This window comes from Exiguobacterium sp. s150, assembly GCF_018618435.1.
GTDB lineage: Bacteria > Bacillota > Bacilli > Exiguobacteriales > Exiguobacteriaceae > Exiguobacterium > Exiguobacterium alkaliphilum.
In genome coordinates this window covers 1-23,851 of the sequence record NZ_JACSMC010000008.1, presented here as the reverse complement: position 1 = coordinate 23,851, position 23,851 = coordinate 1, and the positions used below count along the sequence as shown (strand labels likewise).

General features: G+C 50.3%; 27 protein-coding genes and 1 pseudogene. 7 read left to right on the top strand and 21 right to left on the bottom strand.

The features are described 5' to 3' along the window. Positions 1-3: 3 nt before the first annotated feature. From KNP76_RS06065 to KNP76_RS16105, 5 genes are all read right to left on the bottom strand, one after another. The gene (locus KNP76_RS06065; protein ID WP_024371642.1) at positions 4-636 is read right to left on the bottom strand and encodes a response regulator; all 633 of its coding nucleotides are present in this window, start codon (positions 634-636) and stop codon (positions 4-6) included. Beyond that, positions 633-1,661 (bottom strand): sensor histidine kinase, encoded by a 1,029-nt coding sequence (locus KNP76_RS06060; protein WP_024371643.1) that lies wholly within the window; start codon positions 1,659-1,661, stop codon positions 633-635. Before KNP76_RS06060 ends, KNP76_RS06065 begins: the two co-directional genes overlap by 4 nt. After that, complete coding sequence (gene liaF, locus KNP76_RS06055) at positions 1,658-2,350, bottom strand: cell wall-active antibiotics response protein LiaF (protein ID WP_214843530.1); 693 nt, start codon at positions 2,348-2,350, stop codon at positions 1,658-1,660. The genes KNP76_RS06060 and liaF overlap by 4 nt, the downstream gene beginning before the upstream one ends. 84 nt (positions 2,351-2,434) lie before the next feature. Further along, on the bottom strand, positions 2,435-3,079 hold the full coding sequence (locus KNP76_RS06050; protein WP_034803884.1) for a PspA/IM30 family protein: 645 nt from the start codon (positions 3,077-3,079) through the stop codon (positions 2,435-2,437). 22 nt (positions 3,080-3,101) lie between these two features. Next, positions 3,102-3,485 (bottom strand): lmo0954 family membrane protein, encoded by a 384-nt coding sequence (locus KNP76_RS16105; protein ID WP_024371646.1) that lies wholly within the window; start codon positions 3,483-3,485, stop codon positions 3,102-3,104. A gap of 244 nt (positions 3,486-3,729) precedes the next feature. Here KNP76_RS16105 and rsgA point away from each other — a divergent pair, with 244 nt between their 5' ends. Together rsgA and KNP76_RS06035 are read left to right on the top strand one after the other, a co-directional pair. Next, positions 3,730-4,704, top strand: coding sequence for a ribosome small subunit-dependent GTPase A (rsgA, locus tag KNP76_RS06040; protein ID WP_214843528.1), 975 nt, complete (start codon positions 3,730-3,732; stop codon positions 4,702-4,704). A 208-nt stretch (positions 4,705-4,912) separates the two neighbouring features. Next, positions 4,913-6,139 (top strand): NAD(P)-dependent malic enzyme, encoded by a 1,227-nt coding sequence (locus tag KNP76_RS06035; protein ID WP_211779917.1) that lies wholly within the window; start codon positions 4,913-4,915, stop codon positions 6,137-6,139. Between the two features lie 39 nt (positions 6,140-6,178). Here KNP76_RS06035 and pflA read toward each other — a convergent pair whose 3' ends face one another. Both pflA and pflB read right to left on the bottom strand, forming a co-directional pair. Beyond that, the gene (pflA, locus tag KNP76_RS06030) at positions 6,179-6,895 is read right to left on the bottom strand and encodes a pyruvate formate-lyase-activating protein (RefSeq protein WP_211779918.1); all 717 of its coding nucleotides are present in this window, start codon (positions 6,893-6,895) and stop codon (positions 6,179-6,181) included. Positions 6,896-6,951: 56 nt separating this feature from the next. Then, positions 6,952-9,198, bottom strand: coding sequence for a formate C-acetyltransferase (gene pflB, locus KNP76_RS06025; protein ID WP_034803894.1), 2,247 nt, complete (start codon positions 9,196-9,198; stop codon positions 6,952-6,954). Positions 9,199-9,559: 361 nt separating this feature from the next. Here pflB and KNP76_RS06020 point away from each other — a divergent pair, with 361 nt between their 5' ends. Genes KNP76_RS06020 through KNP76_RS06010 form a run of 3 tightly spaced genes read left to right on the top strand, consistent with a single transcriptional unit; the run spans position 9,560 to position 11,841 of the window. Next, the gene (locus tag KNP76_RS06020) at positions 9,560-9,982 is read left to right on the top strand and encodes a hypothetical protein (RefSeq protein ID WP_034803896.1); all 423 of its coding nucleotides are present in this window, start codon (positions 9,560-9,562) and stop codon (positions 9,980-9,982) included. 54 nt (positions 9,983-10,036) lie between these two features. Then, positions 10,037-11,203, top strand: a complete 1,167-nt coding sequence (locus KNP76_RS06015) for a DEAD/DEAH box helicase (protein ID WP_211779919.1) — start codon at positions 10,037-10,039, stop codon at positions 11,201-11,203. Next, positions 11,200-11,841 carry a hypothetical protein gene (locus tag KNP76_RS06010; protein WP_034808408.1) on the top strand — a complete coding sequence of 214 codons (642 nt, stop codon included), beginning with the start codon at positions 11,200-11,202 and terminating at the stop codon, positions 11,839-11,841. The genes KNP76_RS06015 and KNP76_RS06010 overlap by 4 nt, the downstream gene beginning before the upstream one ends. A 29-nt stretch (positions 11,842-11,870) precedes the next feature. Here KNP76_RS06010 and KNP76_RS06005 read toward each other — a convergent pair whose 3' ends face one another. The 5 genes from KNP76_RS06005 to KNP76_RS05985 all read right to left on the bottom strand — a co-directional run bounded on the left by KNP76_RS06005 (position 11,871) and on the right by KNP76_RS05985 (position 15,577). Then, the gene (locus KNP76_RS06005; RefSeq protein ID WP_214843526.1) at positions 11,871-12,974 is read right to left on the bottom strand and encodes a hypothetical protein; all 1,104 of its coding nucleotides are present in this window, start codon (positions 12,972-12,974) and stop codon (positions 11,871-11,873) included. Positions 12,975-12,983: 9 nt separating this feature from the next. Then, positions 12,984-13,790 carry a hypothetical protein gene (locus KNP76_RS06000; RefSeq protein WP_214843524.1) on the bottom strand — a complete coding sequence of 269 codons (807 nt, stop codon included), beginning with the start codon at positions 13,788-13,790 and terminating at the stop codon, positions 12,984-12,986. Beyond that, entirely contained in the window at positions 13,787-14,467 is a 681-nt protein-coding gene (locus KNP76_RS05995) for an ABC transporter ATP-binding protein (protein WP_034815796.1), read from the bottom strand. Before KNP76_RS05995 ends, KNP76_RS06000 begins: the two co-directional genes overlap by 4 nt. Then, entirely contained in the window at positions 14,445-14,837 is a 393-nt protein-coding gene (locus KNP76_RS05990) for a GntR family transcriptional regulator (RefSeq protein ID WP_034808399.1), read from the bottom strand. The genes KNP76_RS05995 and KNP76_RS05990 overlap by 23 nt, the downstream gene beginning before the upstream one ends. 134 nt (positions 14,838-14,971) lie before the next feature. Continuing rightward, positions 14,972-15,577, bottom strand: a complete 606-nt coding sequence (locus KNP76_RS05985) for a kinase (protein WP_214843522.1) — start codon at positions 15,575-15,577, stop codon at positions 14,972-14,974. Positions 15,578-15,602: 25 nt separating this feature from the next. Here KNP76_RS05985 and KNP76_RS05980 point away from each other — a divergent pair. Continuing rightward, positions 15,603-15,707, top strand: a pseudogene (locus KNP76_RS05980) (zinc ribbon domain-containing protein); the annotation flags it as partial. 191 nt (positions 15,708-15,898) lie between these two features. Here KNP76_RS05980 and KNP76_RS05975 read toward each other — a convergent pair. The 8 genes from KNP76_RS05975 to KNP76_RS16040 form a co-directional block, all read right to left on the bottom strand. Further along, positions 15,899-17,272 (bottom strand): MATE family efflux transporter, encoded by a 1,374-nt coding sequence (locus tag KNP76_RS05975; protein ID WP_251137369.1) that lies wholly within the window; start codon positions 17,270-17,272, stop codon positions 15,899-15,901. Positions 17,273-17,399: 127 nt separating this feature from the next. After that, on the bottom strand, positions 17,400-18,077 hold the full coding sequence (locus tag KNP76_RS05970; protein ID WP_235420268.1) for a hypothetical protein: 678 nt from the start codon (positions 18,075-18,077) through the stop codon (positions 17,400-17,402). A gap of 50 nt (positions 18,078-18,127) precedes the next feature. Next, entirely contained in the window at positions 18,128-18,370 is a 243-nt protein-coding gene (locus tag KNP76_RS05965; RefSeq protein WP_051627724.1) for a heavy-metal-associated domain-containing protein, read from the bottom strand. Between the two features lie 142 nt (positions 18,371-18,512). Then, positions 18,513-18,788, bottom strand: coding sequence for a glutaredoxin family protein (locus tag KNP76_RS05960; RefSeq protein ID WP_029336165.1), 276 nt, complete (start codon positions 18,786-18,788; stop codon positions 18,513-18,515). Positions 18,789-18,802: 14 nt separating this feature from the next. Further along, entirely contained in the window at positions 18,803-21,262 is a 2,460-nt protein-coding gene (locus KNP76_RS05955) for a heavy metal translocating P-type ATPase (protein WP_214843517.1), read from the bottom strand. Between the two features lie 18 nt (positions 21,263-21,280). Beyond that, positions 21,281-21,496, bottom strand: coding sequence for a heavy-metal-associated domain-containing protein (locus tag KNP76_RS05950; RefSeq protein ID WP_029336168.1), 216 nt, complete (start codon positions 21,494-21,496; stop codon positions 21,281-21,283). Positions 21,497-21,541: 45 nt separating this feature from the next. Next, on the bottom strand, positions 21,542-22,000 hold the full coding sequence (locus tag KNP76_RS05945) for a CopY/TcrY family copper transport repressor (protein ID WP_029336169.1): 459 nt from the start codon (positions 21,998-22,000) through the stop codon (positions 21,542-21,544). A 112-nt stretch (positions 22,001-22,112) separates the two neighbouring features. Then, a complete protein-coding gene (locus tag KNP76_RS16040; RefSeq protein WP_353047513.1) occupies positions 22,113-22,253 on the bottom strand; it encodes a thioredoxin domain-containing protein in 141 nt (46 codons plus the stop codon). A gap of 917 nt (positions 22,254-23,170) precedes the next feature. Here KNP76_RS16040 and KNP76_RS05935 point away from each other — a divergent pair. Continuing rightward, entirely contained in the window at positions 23,171-23,410 is a 240-nt protein-coding gene (locus tag KNP76_RS05935) for a hypothetical protein (RefSeq protein WP_058765841.1), read from the top strand. A gap of 188 nt (positions 23,411-23,598) precedes the next feature. On the opposite strand, the gene KNP76_RS05930 is transcribed toward KNP76_RS05935, so the two are convergent. After that, positions 23,599-23,851: hypothetical protein (locus KNP76_RS05930; RefSeq protein WP_214843515.1), on the bottom strand; the 253-nt coding region annotated here is incomplete at its 5' end.

Sequence of the window (23,851 nt, the reverse complement as noted above, 5' to 3'; positions counted from 1 at the left end):
CGCTCATTTGCTCACCAAGTTGTGCTGGAACGCATAGACGACGGCTTGGGTCCGGTCATATACGTCGAGCTTCGTCAAAATGTTCGACACGTGTGTCTTCACCGTCTTGAGCGAAATGTACAATTCATCGGCGATGACTTGATTTGCTTTCCCTTCAGCCATCAGTTGTAAAATCTCACGTTCCCGTGCCGTCAGACTCTCATGAAGCGTCGTTTCTGGATGACGGAGACGCTCGAGCATCTTACCGGTCACTTGCGCGGCCATGACGGGATTCCCCGCCGCTGTCTGGCGAATCGCGTCGGCAATCTCGTTGGCGTTCGCCGTCTTCAAGACGTAACTCATCGCCCCCGCCTCGATGACCGGGTACACTTTTTCATCGTCTAAGAAACTCGTGACGACTAAAATCTTCGCTTCTTTCCAACTCGCTTTGATGCGTTTCGTCGACTCGACCCCGTCGACCGGCTCCATGACGAGGTCCATCAAGACGACATCCGGTTTCTCCGCGATCGCGAGCTCCGCGCCCGTCGCCCCGTCGGAGGCCTCGCCGACGACTTCGATGTCCGGTTGTGTCGACAAGAAAGCCGACACCCCGGCCCGGACCATCTCGTGGTCATCAATTAATACGACTCGAATCATTCCAATCCCTCCACTTGTTGTTTCACGCGCACTTCAATTTGAGTACCGGCACCAGGCACACTGACGAGACGTAACGTCCCACCGACCTCGGCCGTTCTCTCTCTTATCGATTGTAAGCCATATGAGGCGACTTGTGTATCATCGACATTAAACCCGATGCCGTCATCATTGATTTTCAAGATGACCGTCTGTTGGACGGTCCGCATCTCAATCTCGAGCCGCTTCGCCTTGGCGTGACGGAGGGTGTTGCTAATCGCTTCTTGGACGATGCGAAACAGTTCGTTCTCCGTGTGACGGGACAAATGAACTTCTTCGAGCCGCCAGACGAGTTCCGTCGATTGTTTACGAGACAACTCTTCTAACAACCGTTCAATCCCGGTCTTCAGCGTCATCCCTTCGAGCTCGACCGGACGCAGTTGCAAAAGAAGCGAACGCATCTCGGCTTGGGCGGTTTGGGCCATGACCTCGACTTGTGCAATCTGTTTGGCGGCGACGTCCGGTTTGACGTCAATCGTCTGCTTCGCTGCCGTCGTCATCATCGAGATGGCGTACAACTGTTGACTGACCGAATCGTGCAACTCGCGGGCGACACGGCGACGCTCTTCGACGACCGCTTCACTCCGCGCCTCCTCGACGCTGACAGGACGATCCCCGACGCGTTTGGCGACTTCGACCATTTCGGTCCGTTGTTTGCTGATGCGGACGATTCGTTCTAACGTGTCACGATATGGGGACAGCGGACGAAACGTAATTTCTTTTTGGTTCTCTAGTTTCCATAAAGCGTTCGCGACTTCCCGAAAATCGCGGCGTAAGTAAAAGTAGGACCCGACCCCGAACACACTGCCAATCAAAACGGCGATGACGAGGATGGACACACCGAAAGGCAACCCTTCTTCACGCGTGAACAAATCTCGGAGTGAAGTCGAGTCACCTATTAAAAAGGCTAATGTGACGAACAGCGCCGTCAACAAGCTACTAAATAGTTGATGCCAGACGACCGTCCTTGGGTAAGAATCTTTTTTCATACCGTCATCACCTCGACACTTCCGCTCATGAGCACGATATGAATCCGGACTTTGCGCGTCGCCGTCGGATAGTCGTCCGACGCCGTATAGAAACGGCGATTGAACACCGGCGAATAGTTCGATTCATCGACTTGAATCTTACCAAATCCAATCGAGGCATCAATCGAATAATCGTACCCTGCCGGAATCAAGATCCGGACGTCACCAGCGAGTCCGTTCAATAGTAAGAACGTCTCTCCTTCCGGGATGATGGCGCGAGACAAGTCCATTTCGACGTCACGCAGCAAGAAGAACTCGTTCGTGTCTTTCAACACGTAATGTCCCGACTCTTTTGTGCCGAACGAAAACGCCTGTTCTTGCCGGAGGTGTGTGCGGAATCGATTCGATTCGATTGGACGATTTTTATAAAGACGATATCCGAACATGAGTAAGAGTCCTGACAAGACAAATCCGAAAGCGGCCGATGAGAAGATGAGTCCGACGAGCATGATGCCACCGATGCCATAAAAGACATAGCTGACCGGCTGGTTGCCTTTCCGGCTAAAGCGACGTCCGATGTAAAGCAAAAGTAACGGTAAAATCATGCTGAACAAAATGCTATTGCCGCCAGTGATGATGTCGATGAATAGACCGATGGCAAATAAGATAATCATAAATCCGATAATTTGGCGTGTGTTCCAACGTTCCACCCGGCTTCCTCCTCTCCCGATATGTAATATGAAGCAAAGAAGCGATGGCCCGAATCCATCTCGGACCATCGCTGAACCGTCGCGTCAGTCTTGTTTGAAACGACGCTCAAGTTCTTTCAGTTTTGCTTCAAAGTCATCTTCGTCTGCCGAATCGATTGATTCTTCTGGAGTTGACTCTTTCTTCTCTTCCTCTTCTGTGAACGGATGCGATTTCGACGTGTCTGCTCCGAAAATTTGGTCGAGTGCCCCTTTCAACAAGTCCATGTTTTGACGCATCGCAAACTCGTAACGTTTGTTTTGCATCTCATCGAGTTTCAAACGCATCTCGAGGGCACGACGCTCGAGGGCATCGAGTTCACGCGTTCCTTCATCGATCAACCCTTCGAAGTAGCGGTATTGTTCCCCGTAGTGCTTCGACTCAAGAGCGGCCCGTTCGGCAAGCTTCTCTTCACCCGCTTTTTTCGCCAATTCCGTCTGCTCGTATCGCTTATCGGCCATCTGTTTGGCGTCATCACGTTTTGTCGCCAATTCATCAAGCAACGTTTTTTGACGCTCGACGAGGCGTTCGACCGACAACGCTTCTTTTTCAGCGCCACGGATGTGACGGTTCAACTCGGCTTCACCGCTCGAGCGCGGTGCCTCTTTATCTTGATACTTCTTCATTTCTTTCGATAACTCTTTCGTCAACTCATTAGCTAAATCACGAAACTGGTCAAATGGTGTCTTCATCATCGTATCCTCCTTGTGAATCTTAGCGACGGTTTACAAACTTCTGCCAGACTTGGTCAAACGATTGAAAGCTACTTCCGCTCGCACGCGACCCGTCCGCGTTAAAAATCTCGACATCCCGCTTTTGGTTGGCATACATCATATACCCTTTAAACAGGACCCATGCTACCAAAATTCCGATTAACGCCCAAATATTCGACAATACCGTGAGTATCCCGACTACGGCGAGTGCGCCGTAACCGATTTTCGCGCCGACATGTGTCACAGCCATGAATCTGACTCCAGCCCACAGTGCTAAGAGCGCCCCCAAACCAAATAAGATCATATTTGGTAAAAAGCCGATTAGAACGAGAACTAAAGAGATCGCGGCCACGATGAACAGCACTTGCTTCACCTGGCGATTCATCTGTCATCCCTCCTCGTTAAGTACACTCTTATCATAATACGTTATTTTTCGGGATGCGACGAGCGGAAGACCTGTTTTCCCTCGGTCTGAAGACTGAGATGTTAGCGTTCTCAATCGATGTGGTATACTACTGCTATCGAACAACGAAAGGATGATGTTTTATGAGCACCGTAATCCATGCATTACCGACCTTGTCAGCCAATCGGAGGGCGACTGTCCTCCACTACTAAAAGGAGGATTCTATTTGAATCAAACAACAAGCACAACGGGACGTGTCACGGCACAGTTCCAACATATGTACACCGTCACGACAGAGAACGAAACCTACACGTGTAGCGTCTCCGGAAAATTTCGGCATGAGGCCGAGAGCGAGCGCGACTATCCCGTCATCGGCGACTATGTCGAGTTCACCGTTCGCGAGCATGGTCAAGGCTTGATTCGACGTCTCCTTGAACGACGCACTGTCCTTTCACGGGCAGCGGCCGGCAACGAGACGCGCGAACAGCTGATCTGCGCGAACGTCGATTTCATTTTAATCACGATGGCGTGCGGCCACGATTTCAACCTGCGCCGCCTCGAACGTTATTCGCTCGCCGCATGGGAGACCGGCGCCACACCGCTCATCGTCTTGACGAAATCGGACCAAGTCGACAGCGCAGATGCCCTCGTCGACGAGCTCACGTTGACGGTTCCTGGGGTCGACGTCTTTCCTGTCAGTGCAGTCACTGGGGACGGCGTGGAAGCGTTGCGAGCCGCACTGCCGGGCGGAAGCACCATCGTCCTCGTCGGCTCGTCCGGTGTCGGGAAATCGACGCTGACGAACGCGCTCGCCGGGACGACCGTCGCCGAGACACAGGCCGTCCGCGAGAGCGATGAACGCGGCAAGCATACGACGACGCATCGCGAACTGTTCCAGATTGACGATTTGTTCGTCATCGACACGCCCGGGATGCGCGAGTTCGGACTTTGGGACGGGGCCGACCACCTTGACGATACGTTCCGCGATATCGAGACGCTCGCCGAGGCGTGTCGGTTCCGCGACTGTTCGCACGGCAACGAACCGGGCTGCGCCGTCCGAGCCGCCATCACATCCGGAACGCTCGATGCGAAACGGTATCAAAGCTTCGTCAAACTCGAGCGCGAACTCCGCTACGCCGAGAAACGACAAGCGGAAGCAGCTCGCATCGCCGAGAAGAAGAAACGAAAGACGAAAGCATAACGAATCGGGAGACACGGAAATAGCCGTGTCTCCTTCTTTTTACGGCTTCGATTAGTACCATATCCTAACACGAGTCCGATATTTATGAACATACGTTCAGAAATTGTTCCATTGAATGTGCACAAACCCCTCGAAAGAAAGCGGTTACTTCGTTACAATATACACGAATCGCCATAGATAAAATCGTTTTAGCCATAGGGAGAGAGACATGAAAACATTGAATGAACGCGCACTCGAGATGCATGCTTTCCATCACGGAAAATTGGAAACGACACCGAAAGTCGACGTCGACACGAAAGAGGCGCTCAGCCTCGCCTATTCACCGGGTGTAGCCGAGCCGTGCCGACGCATCGCTGACGATAAAGAATTATCTTATGACTATACACTCCGGGCCAATACGGTCGCCGTCGTCTCAGATGGCAGCGCCGTCCTCGGTCTCGGGAATATCGGACCTGAGGCCGCCCTCCCGGTCATGGAAGGGAAGGCCGTCTTGTTCAAAAGCTTCGCCGGGGTCGATGCATTCCCCATCTGCCTAGACACGCATGACGTCGACGAGATCGTTCGGACGGTCGAACTGCTCGCACCGACGTTCGGCGCGGTCAACTTAGAAGACATCAAAGCACCCGAGTGTTTTGAAATCGAGGCTCGGTTGAAACAATCGCTTCCGATTCCCGTCTTCCATGACGACCAACACGGCACGGCCATCGTCGTCTTGGCCGGTCTCGTCAACGCGCTACGCCTTGTTGATAAGACGATGCCGGAACTCCGCGTCGTCATGAACGGGGCCGGTGCAGCCGGCATCGCCATCGCCAAATTATTGAAGCGTTTCGGTGTCGAGGACCTCGTCATCTGCGACACGAAAGGCGCGATTTACGAAGGACGCGTCGAAGGGATGAACCCGTTCAAAGACCAAATCGCCAACGCGACGAACCGGAAGCAACACGAAGGATCGCTCGCCGACGTGCTCGAAGGGGCCGACGTCTTTATCGGCGTCTCGGCGGCCGGGGCTGTCACGGAAGACATGGTCCGTTCGATGGCCGTCGACCCAATCATCTTCGCCCTAGCGAACCCGATTCCAGAGATTATGCCGGAACTCGCGACAAACGCAGGCGCCCGCGTCGTGGCGACCGGCCGTTCGGACTTCGCCAACCAAGTGAACAACGTCCTCGCCTTCCCAGGCATTTTCCGCGGCGCGCTTGACGTTCGCGCGACCGAAATCAATGAGGAAATGAAGGAAGCCGCCGTCCATGCGATTGCCGACCTAGTGACCGAGGAAGATTTGACGAACGGGGTCGTCATCCCGAGTCCGTTCGATGAACGCGTCGCACCGGCCGTAGCCGTCGCGGTCGCTACCGCGGCCGTCGAGACCGGCGTCGCCAAACGCCCGCTCGATGAGACCGCCATCCGTCTACACGTGAATCAAAAGCATCTATAAGAAAACTGCGCAGACCATGATGACGGTCTGCGCAGTTTTTTAAACGGTTCCTTGTAAGATCCCTTCCGCCCATTCGACTTGTTCCGTCGTCGGGGGTTTAATCCCTTTGAGCGGATAGTCGAGACCGAGCGCCTCCCATTTGTAGACGCCCATCTCATGGTACGGTAAGATTTCGACTTTCTCGACGTGATCGAGTTTTTGAATGAACGCTGCCGTGCGGCGGAGCGCATCTTCATCGAGTGTCCATTCCGGGACGAGGACATGGCGAATCCACATGTTCGTTCCGCGCTCGGATAAGTGCTCCGCGAGCGCGAGCGTGTTGACGTTGCTCCGTCCTGTCAGTTTCTTACACATGTCATCGTCGATATGTTTAATATCAAGCAAGACGAGATCGGTATGGTCCAAAATCGCGTCCAAGTTAGGGGGACGGAGTGCACCTGACGTGTCGAGTGTCGTATGGAGCCCGTGTTTCTTCGCTTCACGCAACAGCGCCTCTAAAAACTCTGGCTGCGCGAGCGGGTCGCCCCCAGAAATCGTGATGCCGCCTTTTGACGCTTCCATGAACGGACGATAGCTGAGCGCTTCTTGAATGACATCCTCGGCCGAACGATGGTTATTCTTTTTGAAATCCCACGTATCAGCGTTATGGCAATAGAGGCAACGCAGCGCACAACCTTGTAAAAAGACGATAAAACGAATTCCCGGGCCGTCAACGGTTCCAAACGATTCGACCGAGTGTACATATCCCATTGTCATCGAAATGACCTCCTAACGAATGAGCGGCCCTCGAGTGAAGGCCGCCAAGCCTTTGTTTACAGTGAACCGTGGAACGTCCGGTTGATGACGTCGATCTGTTGCTCGCGTGTCAACTTGATGAAGTTGACCGCGTAACCTGAGACACGGATCGTGAGCTGTGGATATTCTTCCGGATGCTCCATCGCATCGAGCAACGTCTCACGGTTGAAGACGTTGACGTTCAAGTGATGGCCTTTATGTGCCCCGCCCATATAACCGTCAAGGAGTGCCGCCAAGTTGAGTTCACGTGCCACTTCTTCTTTACCGAGCGCTTTCGGGACGATCGAGAACGTGTAGGAGATACCGTCTTGCGCGTGTTCGAACGGGAGTTTCGCGACTGATGAGAGCGACGCGGCTGCCCCTTTCGTATCCCGGCCGTGCATCGGGTTCGCACCTGGTGCGAACGGTTCGCCGGCGCGACGTCCGTCTGGTGTGTTCCCTGTCTTCTTGCCGTAGACGACGTTTGATGTGATCGTCAAGACCGACTGCGTATGGAGCGCATCACGGTACGTTTTATGCTTGCGTACTTTTTCCATGAACGATTCAACGAGTTCGACGGCGATCGCATCGACACGGTCGTCGTTGTTGCCGAATTTAGGGAAGTCGCCTTCTGTCTCGAAGTCGACGGCGATGCCTTGTTCGTTTCGGACCGGTTTCACGGTCGCATATTTGATGGCTGACAGGCTGTCGGCTGTGACCGAGAGGCCGGCGATGCCGCATGCCATCGTCCGTAAAATCTCAGGGTCGTGGAGCGCCATCTCGATACGTTCGTACGCGTATTTGTCGTGCATGAAATGGATGACGTTGAGCGTGTTGACATATAGTTCAGCGAGCCAATCGAGCGTCCGGTCGAAGTCAGCGTACACTTTTTCGTACGTGAGGACGTCTTCCGTGTTCATCTCCCAAGCCGGTGCGATCTGGTCGCCGCTCTTCTCATCGCGTCCCCCGTTCATGCTATAGAGGAGTGCTTTCGCCATGTTGGCGCGAGCGCCGAAGAACTGCATCTGTTTCCCGATTTTCATCGGCGACACACAGCAGGCGATGCCATAATCGTCACCGAACGTCGGAAGCATGAGATCATCGTTTTCATATTGGATAGCCGACGTCTCAATCGACATCTTCGCGCAGTATTGTTTGAACCCTTCTGGCAATCTCGTTGACCAGAGCACCGTCAAGTTCGGCTCAGGAGCCGGGCCGAGGTTTGAGAGCGAATGGAGGAAGCGGAACGAGCTCTTCGTCACGTTCGAGCGACCGTCTTCACTCATGCCACCGATTGACTCGGTCACCCATGTCGGGTCACCGGAGAACAGTTCGTTATAGTCTGGTGTCCGTAAAAACTTGACGATTCGAAGCTTCATAATGAAGTGATCAACGATTTCTTGGACATCCGACTCCGTCAAACGACCAGCTTCGATGTCACGCTCTGCATAGACGTCGAGGAACGTCGAAACGCGTCCGAGTGACATGGCGGCCCCGTTTTGTTCTTTGACGGCTGCGAGATAAGCAAGGTACACCCATTGATACGCCTCTTGTGTATTTTCCGCCGGACGGCCGAGGTCAAACCCGTACGCCGTACCGAGCTGTTTCAATTCTTGGAGCGCCCGGAGCTGTTCCGACATTTCTTCGCGTGTCCGAATATCGGCTTCAGACAAGAAGCCACCACGCTTCGCCAAATCTTTCTTCCGTTCAGCCATCAAGAAGTCGACACCATAAAGAGCGACGCGACGATAGTCTCCTATAATGCGTCCGCGTCCGTATGCATCAGGAAGACCCGTAATGATCCCCGATTTCCGAGCCGCACGCATTTCAGGCGTGTACGCATCGAAGACACCTTGGTTATGCGTCTTCCGAATGTCCGAATAAATTTTGGTGATCTGCGGATCCGGCTCGAACCCGTACGATTCGAGTGCCGCATCGACCATCCGAATCCCGCCGTTCGGGTGGATTGAGCGTTTGAACGGCTCATCCGTCTGAACGCCGACGACTTTCTCTAACGCTTTGTCTAAGTATCCTGGTCCGTGCGAGATGATGGTCGATGGCGTATGTTGATCGACATCCCAAACCCCGCCACGTTCTCGCTCTTGTTTCGTCAATTCCATCACATGTGCCCAAAGACGATCCGTCGCCTCCGTCGGCCCTGCCAAGAAACGATCGTCTCCCGTATACTCGTGCCGGTTCAATCGAATAAACTCCCCGACGTTCACTTCCGTCGTCCATTGACCAGGAACAAATCCTGACCACGCTGATTTGATTTCGGTTGCCATGGTTGGTCACTCCTCATAGGTTGAGATAACTGCCTGCTTTCTATAATATGAGTGTACGTGAAAAAGTGAACAAGATGTATTACGAACTTGTGAATGTTGTAACAATCTAATGAACGTTGATACGCCTCGCCGTTTGTAAGCGCTTCACTATCTGTTATACTAGGCCATCACTCAAATTTGAAACAGATGATGCCCATGGTTGCAAGTCTTCGGCGTCATCTGTACTCCTCTTTGCTTTCTGTGACGAAGTATACAGATTTAGGTGTGATGTCCCTCACACTTCAGGGATAGAACTTGAATTTTTGACGCATTTCAGACACAATGAAGGCAGAACATTGTAGAAGAGGAAGGGGTTCTTCCCATGACGTATGAACCATTGACACCTGAGCACGACTTGAAAGTCGGTGATCGAATTTCACTTAAAGTCGATTCAGCCGGAGAATCGCGTGACGGATTCATTACAGAATTTGAAGATGCAGGATTTTGGATTCGCTTCGATGATGACATCGAAAACGAAGATTTCATCGATTATCGAGACAGCTTACTCGTCGCGCTCGTCTCACGACCGATTGATGTCGTCGCGACGCATCCCGAGTTAAAACCGTATGAGCAGTTGGTGACGGAGTTACAGTACCGCGTCTACCAAGGGTTCACGCTCGAAGGCATCGAACGGACAGCCGACGGAATCGATGTGCACATTTCGCTCATCGAAGACGGCCAAACGTATACCCAGACACTGCGCTCGTCATTTGACGGCGACACCGAACATGTTCGTTATATTTGAGACAGGGAGCGCTTATGCTTCCTTTGTTTTTGCCCAACGATAAGGAGAACTGATATGAACTTTACAAAACCATTTATTAATGAAGCCTGGGAGCGCCTCGGCTTCACTGAACCAATGCCGGTCCAAGCAGAAGCGTTCCCGCTCTTGCTTGACGGCAAAGACGTGACCATCGAGGCGCCGACCGGCACCGGGAAGACGCTCGCCTATTTGTTACCGGCAATCGAGAAAATCGACCCGACGAACGAACGCATCCAAGTCGTCATCGTCGCCCCGACACGAGAACTCGTCATGCAGATTCAAAACGTCGCCCAACGCTTCACGGAGAAAGGTGATGTCCGCATCGCCTCGTTCATCGGTGGGGTTGAGCTGAAGCGTCAAATCGACCGATTGAAGAAAAAACCGCATTTGATCGTCGGGACGCCGGGACGTCTCGTCGAATTGATTGAAAAGAAGAAATTGAAGTTGCATGAGACGCATACGGTCATTCTCGATGAAGCGGATCAAATCATCGACAGCGGGTTGACCGAGACCGCGGAGCGAATCATCAAGCATACGGCAGCAAATCGCCAAATCGCGCTCGTGTCAGCGACGTTGACGGATTCGTTGAACGCCTGGGCCGCACCGTTCTTGAATGAACCGGCTCACATTAAAATCGAGCGGGCCGTGAATAACCAAGTGACGTTCGGCTACATGTTGACGACACGCCGCTACAAGCCGGAGCTACTCCGCCGTCTGTCTCACGTCGACGGTGTCAAAGCGCTCGCCTTCATCAACAACCGCTCGTTCTTGCCGCCTTTAAAAGGAGAGCTCGAGAAGATGAACGTGAACTATCGCATGCTCGACAGCTTAAAAGGCAAACGGGAACGCGTCGAGACGCTCCGTGAATTCCGCAAAGGCGAGTACCCGCTCCTCATCACGACGGGCCTTGCCGCTCGCGGCCTCGACATCGAAGAAGTGACGCACGTCGTCCATTTCGACTTGCCCGAATCGATTGACGACTTCATTCACCGCTCGGGCCGGACGGCTCGTGGAAACGCGGCCGGGACTGTGCTCTCACTCGTGACCGATGAGGACTTGAAGCACTTGAAGGCGTTCGCCCGTCAACTCGGCGTCGAATTGAAGGAGCTCGAGATTTACCGCGGTGACGTCATCGAGAAACGCATCGAAGACAAACCGAAAGTCATCAAGCGCCCTGCGAACAAGCGAGGACCACGTCGATGAAAAAAGACCGGAAAGTGATTCCATTCCCATTGCTTGTGGAAGAGTCCGAATTGCTGGCCGAGCTGAAGAAATTATATGAGCAAGCGGCACTCGCACGGAGCACGCAATGGACAAACTATATTCAAGAAATCGCCTCGGAAGGCACATGGCATTTGAAAGACGCCGAACTGTTCCGCGACCTATTCATCGATTGGGCCGTCTTCTTTGAGACGGACGAGGACGGGATGACGCCGCACGGTCGCTATTTAGCGGACCATAAGGCGGACATGTCCCCGGCCCTGTATCACGCGCTCCGCGGACTCGCCGTCCCGCGCTGTTCAGTCTTTGAAGTGACCGAGGACGGTCTTCGCGACTGGGAGACGAAGGAGACGTATCGCGTCAACCTCCCTGAAAAACGTGAAGTCGGTGACATCATGCTCGGGAAACTGCTCGACATTCGCGGCAGCTGGCGTTTCGGATCGGCGTTTCTCGCCCTCCCGGCGAAGATGGCCGGCAACGTATCGGATTTATACATCGACTTCACGGACGAGGTCGGCCCAGGTGCGTTCCTCGACCAGTTCCCCGAATTTTGTGCGGAGCTGATCGATTTGTTGCTCGATTTAGAAGAAGGGGTCATCATCCCGAAACCATCAAAATAACCGAGAGGCGGCCGCCTCTCGGTTATTTGTTATTGTACATAATATTCCGTGTCGGACACTAACGCTTTCGCCGCATTGTTCGTCGCTTTCACGACAGCGCTCGAGATGGCTTTTCCATCTTGATAGACGTCGATGACGGCCCCTTCTTTCGTCGGACGAGCATGATACAGTTGGTCGTCGACGTATGACGTCGTGCCGACCGAACCATCGATAACTGGCCGCGTCGATTGCTTCCCTGTCTTCAAGTCGACGACGAGTTCGGTTCCGTCTTCTTGTAAGGCAATCAATTGGTCTTCATAGACGGTCGCATTCCACATGTCTCCGTCCGGCGTCAATTCGACCACTTGCTTCGTATCAACATCGTATGCATGAATCCCCATCTTTTCTTGCTCACTCAAATACGTTTCTCCGTTTTCGGTAACCGATGTCTGTTCAGTCATACCAACCGGAATGAATCGGTTGTCGGGCGCAATCGTCGCCATATAAGGACGGAAGGCCCACGACGTACCGGTCACAGATGAAACGGCCTCATCTTGAAGCTCGACGGTTTCAATCTTGATTTGTTTGTCGCCTTCATCGAGCATGGCGATTTTCGTGACTGGATTTTCCCCGTACCCGTCTCGGTAAATGACGTGTATGTTTCCTTCACGAACGAACATTCCAGCCCAAGGGCTATCCATGAGTTCCGACGAACCACTGACGTCTTTCCCGAAGACTTGTTTGGTCACGTCTTCTCCGTTCAATCGGAATACCGCAATCTCCGTGTTACCATTCTGGCCAACCCCGATATAGCCATCAGGTGTCCGAATGGATTGCACGAACGTTAGACCCGAGAGCTGTCGATAAAACCTGCGCACGGACGAGTCAATCTCGTCATCATATGCCAACGCTTCTTCGATATAATTCAAATTGGTCGTCACACGACTCCCATCGGTCGTCAATATAAATCGTTCCGTCGTACCTTCTTCTTCTGTGCCAGAAAATAAACTAATCGTTTGCTCTTCCCAAAGGTCCGGATTCGACGTGACGGCCAACTCCCACTCGGCTTTCGTGTCCCGCATATCGAAAGCAAACGTCCCAAGACCGATGAGCACAATCGCACCGAGCACGGCTACATTCCATAATCGTTTCATCTACTCACCTCACACACTTAGTTTTTTCGTCAAGTAGCGACGACCAATCCAGATTGTTGCAGACACCCATCCAATCAAACCGAGGATAACCACAAACACCATCTCATCCATGAACAACCGGTTTTCTAAAAAGAAGAACACCGTCACAGGAACGACGATCAGCATCCCGAGCATCAGCATCGCGAGGATTGGCGCCCATAATGTACGTTGCCAGAGACTCCGCTCCATCAACACGAACGTGAAGATGAACAAGATGACGAGCACGACGAGCATTTGATGAATCAGAAAGTTGACGAGTGAGGCCGGATACATGACATACAGCGTTCCATCCGAGCGAATCGCATGTTCGAACGTTCCACGCACCGGAATCATTTGCGAATCGAACCATTCGGTGAACGATATGTACTGAAGCTTAAGGGCGATCCATTGAACCGATAAGAGTCCGAGCACCATCAAGGTCATTGTCGCGAGCTTCGCAACAAAGACGAGCATCCGTTGTTGCGGTATGAGCAACAAGCGCATCATGAACGTGCCGCGGCCTTGGAAATCACGATACCAAATCCAAAAGCTATACAAGAGCATCGCCGCGACGGCAAATCCAATCGACAAGATGAACGGAGTGCCCCCAATGTAGTTCCCGAACGTCAACACGTAATCCGGCGTCCCGGTACGGCGAATCTCTTCATACAGCGCTGTCTCGCTCCATAAGAAATAGCCGAGCCATGCGAACTGTGTGACGACGAGCAGTGAAATCAAGATGAGGTATGGTTTCGTCACCCGTTCGACTTCCCATCCGATTAGTTTCAACACGTTCATGCCCCGTACTCCTCTCTCATGACATCAACGATCGACTTCCCATGTATGAAGCGGACGTCCTCGACATCGAACTCGCGGACGATTCGTCCCCGGTTCAACATGACGGCCTTGTCGACCAAATATTCGATATCGTCAATCTCGTGCGTCGTAATCAGCACGCCGCGGTCTTCCATCACATCACTCGAGAATAACGCGACGATTTGTTCTTTCGAGAACACGTCGATGCCCGAGAACGGCTCGTCGAGCAATAAGTAGTCCGGATCTTGCGCGATGCCGAGCGCCAAATTCACTTTCGCGAGCGTCCCTTTCGACAGCTCGTTCAACTTGTCTTCCGGGAACAGCTTGAACTCGTCGACGAGACGGGCGAACAGTTTCGAATCGAACTTCGGATAAAAGTCGCGCATGAACGCCTCACACTGTTCAATCGTGAAGTGAGTCGGGAACGTCGAATGGTCCGGAACGAACGCGACGCGATTCAAATCGAGCGGCTTTCCATCGATTAACACTGTACCGCGGTCGAACGGAGTGAGCCCCATGATGCCTTTTAAAATCGTCGATTTCCCAGTCCCGTTCAATCCGATGAGGCACGTGATTTCCCCTTTTTGTGCCGTGAACGACACGTCTTCGAGCACTTGCTTTTTACGGTATCGCTTCTTAACTCCCAGTACTTCGATCATCGAGATTCCCCTCCCCATATTGCCGTTTGATTTTATCAACAAGCTCATCCATCGTGACGTCGAGCTCTTGAATCGATTCGACGAAGACGGCGACCGCCTCGTCGACGAGCTCCGTGCGGATTCGTTTCAGAACATGTTCATCGGTCGTGACGCGGCTCGGCCGGTTCCGTTCGGTCGTAATCAATTGTTGTTCCTCCATCTCTTTGAACGCCTTTTGGACGGTGTTCGGATTGATTTTCAGTTCGGTCGCGAGTTCGCGACGCGACGGCATTTCTTCGCCCGCCTGTAATTCTCCGAGCGCCATCTTCTTTTTGAAGTAATCGACGACTTGGATATAGACGGGGGCTCTCGTGTTGAATTGAATGATCATAGGCCACCTCTCTAAGTGTATGATGCGACTAATACACTATCTGACTGTATTATTACCGTAATACACTTGACTGTCAACAACTTATTTGTAAAAACCATCCAAAACAAAAACGCATCCACTTGAATATGGATGCGTCAACCCGCTTGAACGATGTGGTCGGCCTTGCCTTTCGGGTTGACCGTCTCAAGATAATGCGCTTCTCCTGGCCAGTAACGTCGCGTATACTTGTCGAGCCGCTCTGCCAAGTCACCGATGTATGTATCGCGATGCAATACCCGCTCATAGCGGACCTCTTGAGGGCAATCGAGGTAGACGACGTAATCAAAATAATTCCGCCATTCGTCACGCAGCAAAAAGATGCCTTCGATGAGGACAAGTCCGTTCGGTGTAATTTCTACCGTTCGGTCGATGACCTCATCTCGTTCGCGCTCATAATAGGGCAATGTCAACTTCGCTTGCCCTTCCTGTAGCGGCTTGAACAACGTCTCCACGAGCAAGTCGACGTCCCATTGGCGCGCATAATATTCCATCGCCTCCGATTCACCAGTCCCATAACGCTTGAACCGTTCGACGATAAAGTCATCGATATGAAAGACCATCACATCGTTCGCAAGGTCGCGCAACTGCTCGACCATCGTCGTCTTCCCAGATCCGCTCAGCCCATCGATGGCGACGATGAACGGCCGGTCCGACGCGTGTTTGACGTATTCGTTACGAAGCATCTCCTTCAGCCTCTCCATCCTTTCATCTCCTTTAACTAAATCAGGCGAGAAGAAAACAGTGGATGTCCGCGAATGGACGTGTACCTGTGGCGCTCACCATGATCGAGACATCAATGCGAGCATCAATCTTCTGATGTTGGCAAACTAAAACGAATTCTTTCAGGGTGGGAACCACCCGACGAGCTTGGTCAATAATCGTAGCTAGTAAAAGTACGATCTTCCCAAGAAGCTCCCACTTCAATTTGCGAAGCAAATAAGTGGTGAGTAGTTCACTAACTTTTTCAGAAAAGATAAAAGGAAAGAACAACTTTGCTCTTTCCTACAATTTCTAGCCCAGTGTTAGTAATTATTTATACATCGCACGTCTTCATGCTTGGTTTGGGGATGACAGGGTTTCTGTGGTTCGGATTCCGCTACAATCCAACGCCCTCGGCTGAATTGAATCCAAAGGACGATCGCCTTAAAGATGATGTCTAGACCGATGGCGATCCACACTCCTGCAATGCCCATCTGCATCTGAATCGCCAATACATATACTGCCCCAGTCCGGATCACCCACATACCGATCGTGGTCAGATACATTGGAAACTTCGTATTGTTCGCTCCTTGGAATCCACCGGTCAATACAAGGACGACTGCTAGGAAAGGCTGGAAGACCGCTGCTATTTTTAACGCGACATCGATGTCTTTGATGACTTGGGGATCGTCGGTGAAAAGTGAACCTGCCCATCCTCCGAAGAAGAATAAGACGACCCCGAATAAGGACATGAAGCCCATCGCCATGAACGTGCTCAATCTGGCATATTCTTTGGCGGTCTCGTGGTCTCCCGCTCCGATGTTGCGACCGACGAGAATGGTTGCTGCTGTCGCGAAACCATATGCCAACATATAAGAGAACACCTCTAGATTCCCTGCAATTTGATGCGCGGCGAAGGTATTCGTCCCGAGTACCACGATGAATCCGAAATACACGATCTGTCCGGCTCTCATGATCAATCGCTCGATAGCCGCCGGGCTTCCAAGGTTCACGAGCTCCAACTGGTGTTCGAGATCCGGTCTCCAGAAATCTTTCCTGAAGGCGATCACTTCCGTCTTACGAATATAGTTCATCAATAAGAGCGTCCCGACGAGCCGGGCGATGACGGTCGCGAGTGCCGCTCCGACGAGACCAAGTTCGGGGATGATCCAAAAACCGAAAATCAACATATAGTCGAGCACAATATTGACGACATTGATGACGATGCTCACCTTCATCGGTGATTTTGTATCTCCCGCACCTCGTAAGATACTACTGAGCACAAACATCAATGCCATCACGATCGATGGGATCCCGACAATTTTGAAGTAGGTGCTACCAGCTTCTAAAACGTCATTCTCCACCCCCATCAACCGCAGGAGAGGCTCAGCGAAAAATAGCGTCACGACCCCAAAGGTCACCCCGACCACGACAGATAGGACGATGGCCTGCTGCGCGATATGTCTCGCGCGCTCGATTCGTTCTGCGCCTAAGTTATTGGCGACATAAACGTTTACTGCCACACCGATTGCCATAAAGACAGCAAAGTAGATGGCGAGGATGGCATTCGTCACTCCTACCGCTGACACTTCTGCTAGGCCGATTCTTGAGACGAACAGCGTATCGACAAATCCGAGCAACGTTTGGAAAAAATTCTCGGCAACCGCTGGTAACGCGAGTAGAAGGATGAATTTCATCTTGGTTTTTCGATCACCATGAGTGTCCAGCCGCTCACTTTCTATCATCTGAGTCCTCTCCTTCGAAAATTATGCTTACAACGATTACAGGAAAGCGACCCAACGAGGAACCATGGGTCGCTCATGGTCAATCTGAGACACGAATGACGAAAGGATAGGTGTGCACAGTCCCATGGAACTGGAATTCGGCCCAGACCTTGTATAGGCCAGGTTTATGGAAGACCGTCTCAAATTCCGTCGTATCATGAGAAGAAGGATGCACATGGATAAACTGTTCTCCGGCTTCATCCAAGATGACGACATGACCAAGTGCTCCAAGGTATGGCTCCGGGTTACTTTCTTTGGTGTCATAGCTGAAGACAGTCGGGACATGCGCTTTTAAAGAGTCAATCGACAGCTCGACGGTATGACCTTCGATCGTCTTCGTCAGACGCTCATCCACTTTAAGTGACGATTCGATAGAGGAAGAGGACTGATGATCAATCTGTAAGTGAACCGGCTTCACTTGATATGCCAGTCCCTTAGGCTGAATATCCACGAAGAGTTTATACGCCCCTGCCTCAAGTTGGACGGGTTGCTCGAATCGACCCTCACCCTTTTTAAACGGATGGAGGTGTCGGTACTCAGTTAGGTCTTCGTTCACGAGAATCAAATGGAATTCCTTTTCATGGCTGACTTCGAGTTCCGGGGCTTGCTGATGTTGATCCTTTAACTCGATACTGATTTTCCCGAATTCATATTTAGCTTCTACAGACACTTCATTTCCCGTCAAGTTCTTCATATGATGATGTCCATGGTCTTTCACGTTTAACACTCCTTTGTGTAGTCCTTGATCGCACCGTCACTCGACCTCCATTACTTGCAGCAAGAACAACCGATTTTAACGGTCGCCTCCGTTACCTCGTAGCCAGTCTCTTGAATTGCGGTTTCAATCTCAGAAAGTGTGAGTTGGCTTTCATCGAACGTCACGTCCACCTCTCCCGCCGAAAGATTGACCTTCACTGATTCAATACCCGCTAACTTTCCAACGTGTCCTTCAATCTTATTGATACAAGATCCACAAGACATACCCGCTACCTGAAATGTTGATTTTTTCATTATATGTTCCTCCTGATTATTTAATTACCATACATGGGTAGGGTGTAAAAGTATCGATTTTTTTACACCCTCGCCACCTTATGTTCGTGTCCCTCATTGCGCGACACGCTTTCAACAGGTTCTGAGAGTGAGCTATCGTTGCTTATCGTAGCAATGTTAGAATCTCTTCTTTGTTGTTCTCGAAGCCAACAAAGTACTTCACTACTCTTCTTTTTCTGAGCATCCCTTTTTTGTAGAAGACAAACAGTGGTACGATTCGATTCCCTGATATCGCTACCATTTCTTGTTCAAGGTCAAGGTTCACACCCACATCTTTGTTCACATAAGAGACTGAGATTGTTTTTAAGTATTTTTTGGCATCCTGACAATCTGAACACGTCGGACGCGTGTAAAGTTCGAGCTGTAGATCTCTATCCATCCCAATTCCTCCTTTTATTTGATCATCGAAGGCTGGAATCGTTTCAAACGGAGTGCGTTCACCAGGACCGAGACTGAGCTTAAACTCATGGCCGCTCCAGCAAGAATCGGGTTCAATAAGGGCCCACCAAGTAGATAAACAATCCCCATCGCAAACGGGATACACATGACATTATAGGCAAATGCCCAAAACAGGTTCTGTTTAATATTGCGGATGGTTGACTTGCTCAATTCGACAGCTGTAGGTACATCCATCAAATCGCTTCGCATCAAGACGATGTCTGCAGATTCGATCGCAACGTCAGTACCCGAACCGATCGCGATTCCGATGTCTGCTTGGGCCAAGGCTGGTGCGTCATTGATTCCATCACCGACCATTGCGACCTTCTTCCCTTCGGCCTGTAACTTCTTCACTTCGTTCGCTTTGTCTTCAGGTAACACTTCACTCAGTACCCGATCGATCCCGACCTGTCTCGCAATCGCCATGGCCGTACCTTTGTTGTCTCCGGTGATCATGGCTACTTCGATACCCATTCGTTGAAGTTTCTGAATGGCTTTACGACTGTTTTCTTTGACGGTGTCTGCGACAGCGATGATCCCTGCGATTTGTTGGTCAATCGCGATATACATCGGCGTCTTGCCTTGGTGTGCGAGTTTGTCTGAAGCGCCTTCAAGGACATCCAGTGAGATGCCGCGGTCTTTCATCAATTTTCCGTTTCCGGCAAGCAAGACTTTTCCGTCGATCAGGACTTCGATCCCGTGCCCTGGGATGGCTTCAAAACGATCGATATCCATGACACGCATCATTCTGTCCTCTGCCGCTCTTACGATTGCTTCGCCCAATGGATGTTCAGACCCTTTTTCAGCGGAAGCTGTCAAGCGTAACAACTCATCTTCTTGATGTCCATTCACTGTCACGATATCTGTCACTTTCGGTTTTCCTTCAGTGATCGTCCCTGTCTTGTCGAACACGATCGTCTGGACTTTATGGGTCGTCTCCAAGGCGCCGCCACTCTTGATCAACACACCATTCTCAGCACCTTTGCCCGTACCCACCATGATTGCTGTTGGTGTGGCCAAACCTAGTGCACAAGGGCAGGCGATGACCAGTACTGAAATCGTGATCGTCAAGGCGAAGAGGCCGGTCTGACCGCCTAAATACCATGCAATTCCTGAAAGGATCGCGACGACGATGACAATCGGTACAAAGTATCCGGAGATGATATCGGCCAGTTTTGCGATAGGAGCTCGAGAGCCCTGTGCATCCTCGACCAATTTGATGATTTGAGATAGCGCTGTATCCTTACCGACTTTCGTGGCTCGGTATTGGATGATCCCGTTCTTGTTGATGCTGGCACCAATGACTTGAGCACCCACATTTTTTTCAACAGGGATACTTTCACCGGTCAGCATGGATTCGTCTACAGACGTATTACCTGATAGAACCACGCCATCCACCGGAATCTTCTCACCAGGCTTTACGATAATCGTGTCGCCGACGATGACTTCGTCGATTGATACTTCTAACTCTTGTCCGTTGCGGACGACCTTTGCCGTCTTAGGTGCCAGTCCCATCAATTTTTCAATCGCTTCGGATGTTTTACCCATCGACCGGACTTCAAGATATTTACCTAATGTGATCAGCGTGAGAATGACTGCGGCTGTCTCATAGTAGAGGCTATTCACGTATCCCTCATAACCTGAGAGGATAGCCATGGTGGCACCGACGCTATAGAAGAAGGCTGCGCTCGTCCCTAGGGCGACAAGTGAATACATATTCGGATGCCCTCGGAACAATGTCTTAAATCCGACGGAGAAGAATTTCCATCCGAATAACATCACTGGGATGGTCATCATGAGCTGCAAGACAGCGAACAATTCTGGGTTCATCGTTGGATGCAATGCCATCGGTAGGGGTAGGCCGATCATATGCCCCATCGCCACATAGAGTAATGGAATCGTGAAAATCGCCGACCCTACAAATCGGTTCCACATCGATTGAATTTTTTTCAGTTTCTTTTCTTTCTCGGTATCTTGACTATCCGCTGATTCTTGATCTTCTCTTGCCTCATATCCGGCGTTTGCCACCACTCGGATGACATCTGATACAGTCACCAGCTGAGGATCATATCGAATAACTAATTTTTCTGTCGCCAAGTTCACATTCGACTCAGTCACACCCACCATTTTCCTCGTGGCCTTCTCAATCGTCTGCACACACGAGGCACAAGTCATCCCTGTGATGACAAATGATCTTTGCTCGGTCTCGGTTGAGGCCTTGTAGCCAGCCTTCTCGACGGTCGTCTGAATATCCAGCGGCGAGATTTTCGTCTCATCGTAATGAATGCTCAATTTCCCAGTCGCTAGGTTGACGTTGGAGGTCACTACGCCAGGCAATTTTTTTGTTGCTTTTTCAACTGTCTGAACGCAGGACGCACAGGTCATCCCTTCCACGGCAAATGTCTTACTCTCCATATCGTCTTACCTCCATTATTATTGGGCTGATTCGACTTCGTAACCGACCTCGCCCACAACTTCTTTAAATTCATTCACATCTAGTCGTGTTTCATCGTACTTCACTTTTGCAATGCCTTTCTTTAAGTTGACTTTCGCACTTTCAACCCCATTCAGACCTTCAAGTGCTGACTCGACTTTGTTGACACAATGAGCGCATGACATACCTTTAATCGTTAAAATCGTTTTTTTCATCTTGAATCTCCTCCTATTCACTACCTTCATGACATCATTTCAAACTCAATGTCTGGATCCACAGGAATGGTCCTGACATCTGCATTGACCCGGGGTACAGGTGCATGGAATGTCCTCCACCGCTTCACTTTCCTTCATCTCAAGGATTTTTTTGAGATTCTCGATATCCTGTACACTCAGTGTCGCCTGTGTGATCATCGTTCCGATTGTGTTACCGACATCCCTGTCACAGATATGATCGAGTAGATCGTGTAACGTCTCTCTGATGACGTCACCTTCAACGACGTTCGCGGAGTAGATGAATTTCTTCCCCTCGGCCTCGGTTGAGAGCATCCCTTTTTTCACGAGCCTTCCAATGAATGTCTTCGTCGTCGCAGGCTTCCAGCTCATCTTCTTTTCCAATACCTCGATGATTTCTTTACTGGTCACGTGCTTTTGGGCCCAAACGACACGCATGACTTCCCATTCTGAATCCGTGATTTGTTTTTCGACATGTTCAGCCATTTGTCTAACCTCCAATTTTAAGTTTACAATCGTAAACGTTTTATTTGTTTTCAGTTTACAATCGTAAACTTCGACTGTCAACCATTATGTTTTTGGGTTCGCTATTCAGTCTTCATTGGCTATATTCTTGTCTAGAAAACGCATCTGGATATCCTTCAGCAACGCTTTCAAATAGTAGTGCGAGCTGACGGCATCCCGGGCACCAATCGGCGGTGAACTTTAAGACTACAGGCTGCGTAGAGTGATTAACCATTTGCAAATCAGATAATTGAAATTTCGAAAGCATTTTTTCTCCTCTCTTTTCGTTTACATTTGTAATCGATTTGAGTTCACGAATGTAAACGTTATTTGTCAATCTATATATTCGTGTCCATTTTGTATGTTTTTTATTTTGACCTCATACAGCTTTAAATTGTTAACTACTGTCATCTCTTATATGATGTAATAAAACAAAGTAGGAATTGTCTTAAGCGTTTTGTTGCTTAGTCGCTAGGATTAAATAGATGATTCGACTACTAGCTTACTATTGAGACATTCTCATAAGTAAAAAGTGTAGGAAGGTATACATTTCGACGTCGAAATGTATACCTTCCTACACCACAAAGTGCCAGTTTATGAGTGACTCTTTTTTATAACAACTTGTATTTAAATGATTTAAATATAGGAACTACATATGCTGTATACAAAATAATAACCAAATGAGGGATTAGAATTGGAATCAAACGAGACCAAGGTGACGTCATTCCGCGTGTCACAAGAAGTGAAAGAACATATTCAGCGTTTAATGGAGCAACGTCAAATATCAACCAACCAATTATTCGAGCAATTAATATCATTGGCCGATAAACAGTCACCGGACCCCTTAGTCGTCAAGGAGAACGAATCACTCGACTAGAAACGCAACAAAAAGAACATGAGCGAATCAACGCGCGATATAAAAATACCATTCATGACCTTGAACAAAGCGTAATTGCAGAAGCTGAACGACTCCAAGAGGAGTATGAGCGAAAGGTGTCGTCACATGAAATTGCACTCACTCAATTACAAGATCAAATCAACCAACTAATCGCTGAAAAGAGAATCGTTGAAGACGCATTGGAAACAGAACGTGTGTCTAACAAAGAAGAACTAAAAGAGCAGAAAAAAACAGTTTTTCATCTAGAAGGAGACATGAAAAAGCTAGAAGATGAACGTAGCCAGCTCTATCGGCAAAATCAAAGTCTTATGGACGCTGTCGACGACTTAAAAGCTCGTACACGCCGTCTTGACCAGCTTGAAGAAGAGAACCAGAAACTGCACTTAGAAGTCCAGCTCCTCCGTCGAGAGAAAGAGACATTCGAGAACCGGTTACAGGAACAGGTCGAGCTCGCGGTCCTGCGTGAGCGGAGCACCCAACAAAATAAACAATGATACGAAAAGGGTACTAGATTGAGTCAACCAGTGACTGAATCTAGTACCCTTATGTTTATTACAAACAAAGTATTTAACGGTTTGAAGAAATCGTCTGATACATGTTCAATGACTTGACCAAAGATGCTTCATTCACACGTAGAATCATAACCTCATGAGAGTATAAAGAATGACTCCGTTTGGTCCAATTAAGATTTCACCTGCAATCCACGCACCTTGAATCGATTACGCTTTTCTTCTAATTTCACTTTCATATCTACCGAGAACGTACTTTCAGGAGTGTTGTAGGCACGCCGTGCTGCCATACTAAGCATTTTTGCCACATCCTCTGCCCGGTCGTCCTGTAAATCATGCAGTGAAGATCGAACATACTGGCGAGCCATTTCTCGGTCACGTAGCGATTCAGGGACCGATACATGACGACTTAATGCCAGGGCCAAT

What these genes read in the sequence shown, in the direction of transcription:
- KNP76_RS06005 (WP_214843526.1), bottom strand. Translation starts at nt 12,974, where the DNA reads ATGAAACGATTATGGAATGTAGCCGTGCTCGGTGCGATTGTGCTCATC.
- KNP76_RS05935 (WP_058765841.1), top strand. Translation starts at nt 23,171, where the DNA reads ATGAAAAAGCTAGAAGATGAACGTAGCCAGCTCTATCGGCAAAATCAA.
- KNP76_RS16040 (WP_353047513.1), bottom strand. Translation starts at nt 22,253, where the DNA reads ATGGTTAATCACTCTACGCAGCCTGTAGTCTTAAAGTTCACCGCCGAT.
- KNP76_RS06015 (WP_211779919.1), top strand. Translation starts at nt 10,037, where the DNA reads ATGAACTTTACAAAACCATTTATTAATGAAGCCTGGGAGCGCCTCGGC.
- KNP76_RS05985 (WP_214843522.1), bottom strand. Translation starts at nt 15,577, where the DNA reads ATGGAGAGGCTGAAGGAGATGCTTCGTAACGAATACGTCAAACACGCG.
- KNP76_RS05965 (WP_051627724.1), bottom strand. Translation starts at nt 18,370, where the DNA reads ATGAAAAAATCAACATTTCAGGTAGCGGGTATGTCTTGTGGATCTTGT.
- KNP76_RS06010 (WP_034808408.1), top strand. Translation starts at nt 11,200, where the DNA reads ATGAAAAAAGACCGGAAAGTGATTCCATTCCCATTGCTTGTGGAAGAG.
- KNP76_RS06060 (WP_024371643.1), bottom strand. Translation starts at nt 1,661, where the DNA reads ATGAAAAAAGATTCTTACCCAAGGACGGTCGTCTGGCATCAACTATTT.
- KNP76_RS05960 (WP_029336165.1), bottom strand. Translation starts at nt 18,788, where the DNA reads ATGGATAGAGATCTACAGCTCGAACTTTACACGCGTCCGACGTGTTCA.
- KNP76_RS06035 (WP_211779917.1), top strand. Translation starts at nt 4,913, where the DNA reads ATGAAAACATTGAATGAACGCGCACTCGAGATGCATGCTTTCCATCAC.
- KNP76_RS05945 (WP_029336169.1), bottom strand. Translation starts at nt 22,000, where the DNA reads ATGGCTGAACATGTCGAAAAACAAATCACGGATTCAGAATGGGAAGTC.
- KNP76_RS06050 (WP_034803884.1), bottom strand. Translation starts at nt 3,079, where the DNA reads ATGAAGACACCATTTGACCAGTTTCGTGATTTAGCTAATGAGTTGACG.
- KNP76_RS16105 (WP_024371646.1), bottom strand. Translation starts at nt 3,485, where the DNA reads ATGAATCGCCAGGTGAAGCAAGTGCTGTTCATCGTGGCCGCGATCTCT.
- KNP76_RS06000 (WP_214843524.1), bottom strand. Translation starts at nt 13,790, where the DNA reads ATGAACGTGTTGAAACTAATCGGATGGGAAGTCGAACGGGTGACGAAA.
- KNP76_RS05955 (WP_214843517.1), bottom strand. Translation starts at nt 21,262, where the DNA reads ATGGAGAGTAAGACATTTGCCGTGGAAGGGATGACCTGTGCGTCCTGC.
- KNP76_RS05995 (WP_034815796.1), bottom strand. Translation starts at nt 14,467, where the DNA reads ATGATCGAAGTACTGGGAGTTAAGAAGCGATACCGTAAAAAGCAAGTG.
- KNP76_RS05950 (WP_029336168.1), bottom strand. Translation starts at nt 21,496, where the DNA reads ATGAAAAAAACGATTTTAACGATTAAAGGTATGTCATGCGCTCATTGT.
- KNP76_RS05990 (WP_034808399.1), bottom strand. Translation starts at nt 14,837, where the DNA reads ATGATCATTCAATTCAACACGAGAGCCCCCGTCTATATCCAAGTCGTC.
- KNP76_RS05975 (WP_251137369.1), bottom strand. Translation starts at nt 17,272, where the DNA reads ATGAAATTCATCCTTCTACTCGCGTTACCAGCGGTTGCCGAGAATTTT.
- KNP76_RS06065 (WP_024371642.1), bottom strand. Translation starts at nt 636, where the DNA reads ATGATTCGAGTCGTATTAATTGATGACCACGAGATGGTCCGGGCCGGG.
- KNP76_RS06020 (WP_034803896.1), top strand. Translation starts at nt 9,560, where the DNA reads ATGACGTATGAACCATTGACACCTGAGCACGACTTGAAAGTCGGTGAT.
- pflA (WP_211779918.1), bottom strand. Translation starts at nt 6,895, where the DNA reads ATGACAATGGGATATGTACACTCGGTCGAATCGTTTGGAACCGTTGAC.
- pflB (WP_034803894.1), bottom strand. Translation starts at nt 9,198, where the DNA reads ATGGCAACCGAAATCAAATCAGCGTGGTCAGGATTTGTTCCTGGTCAA.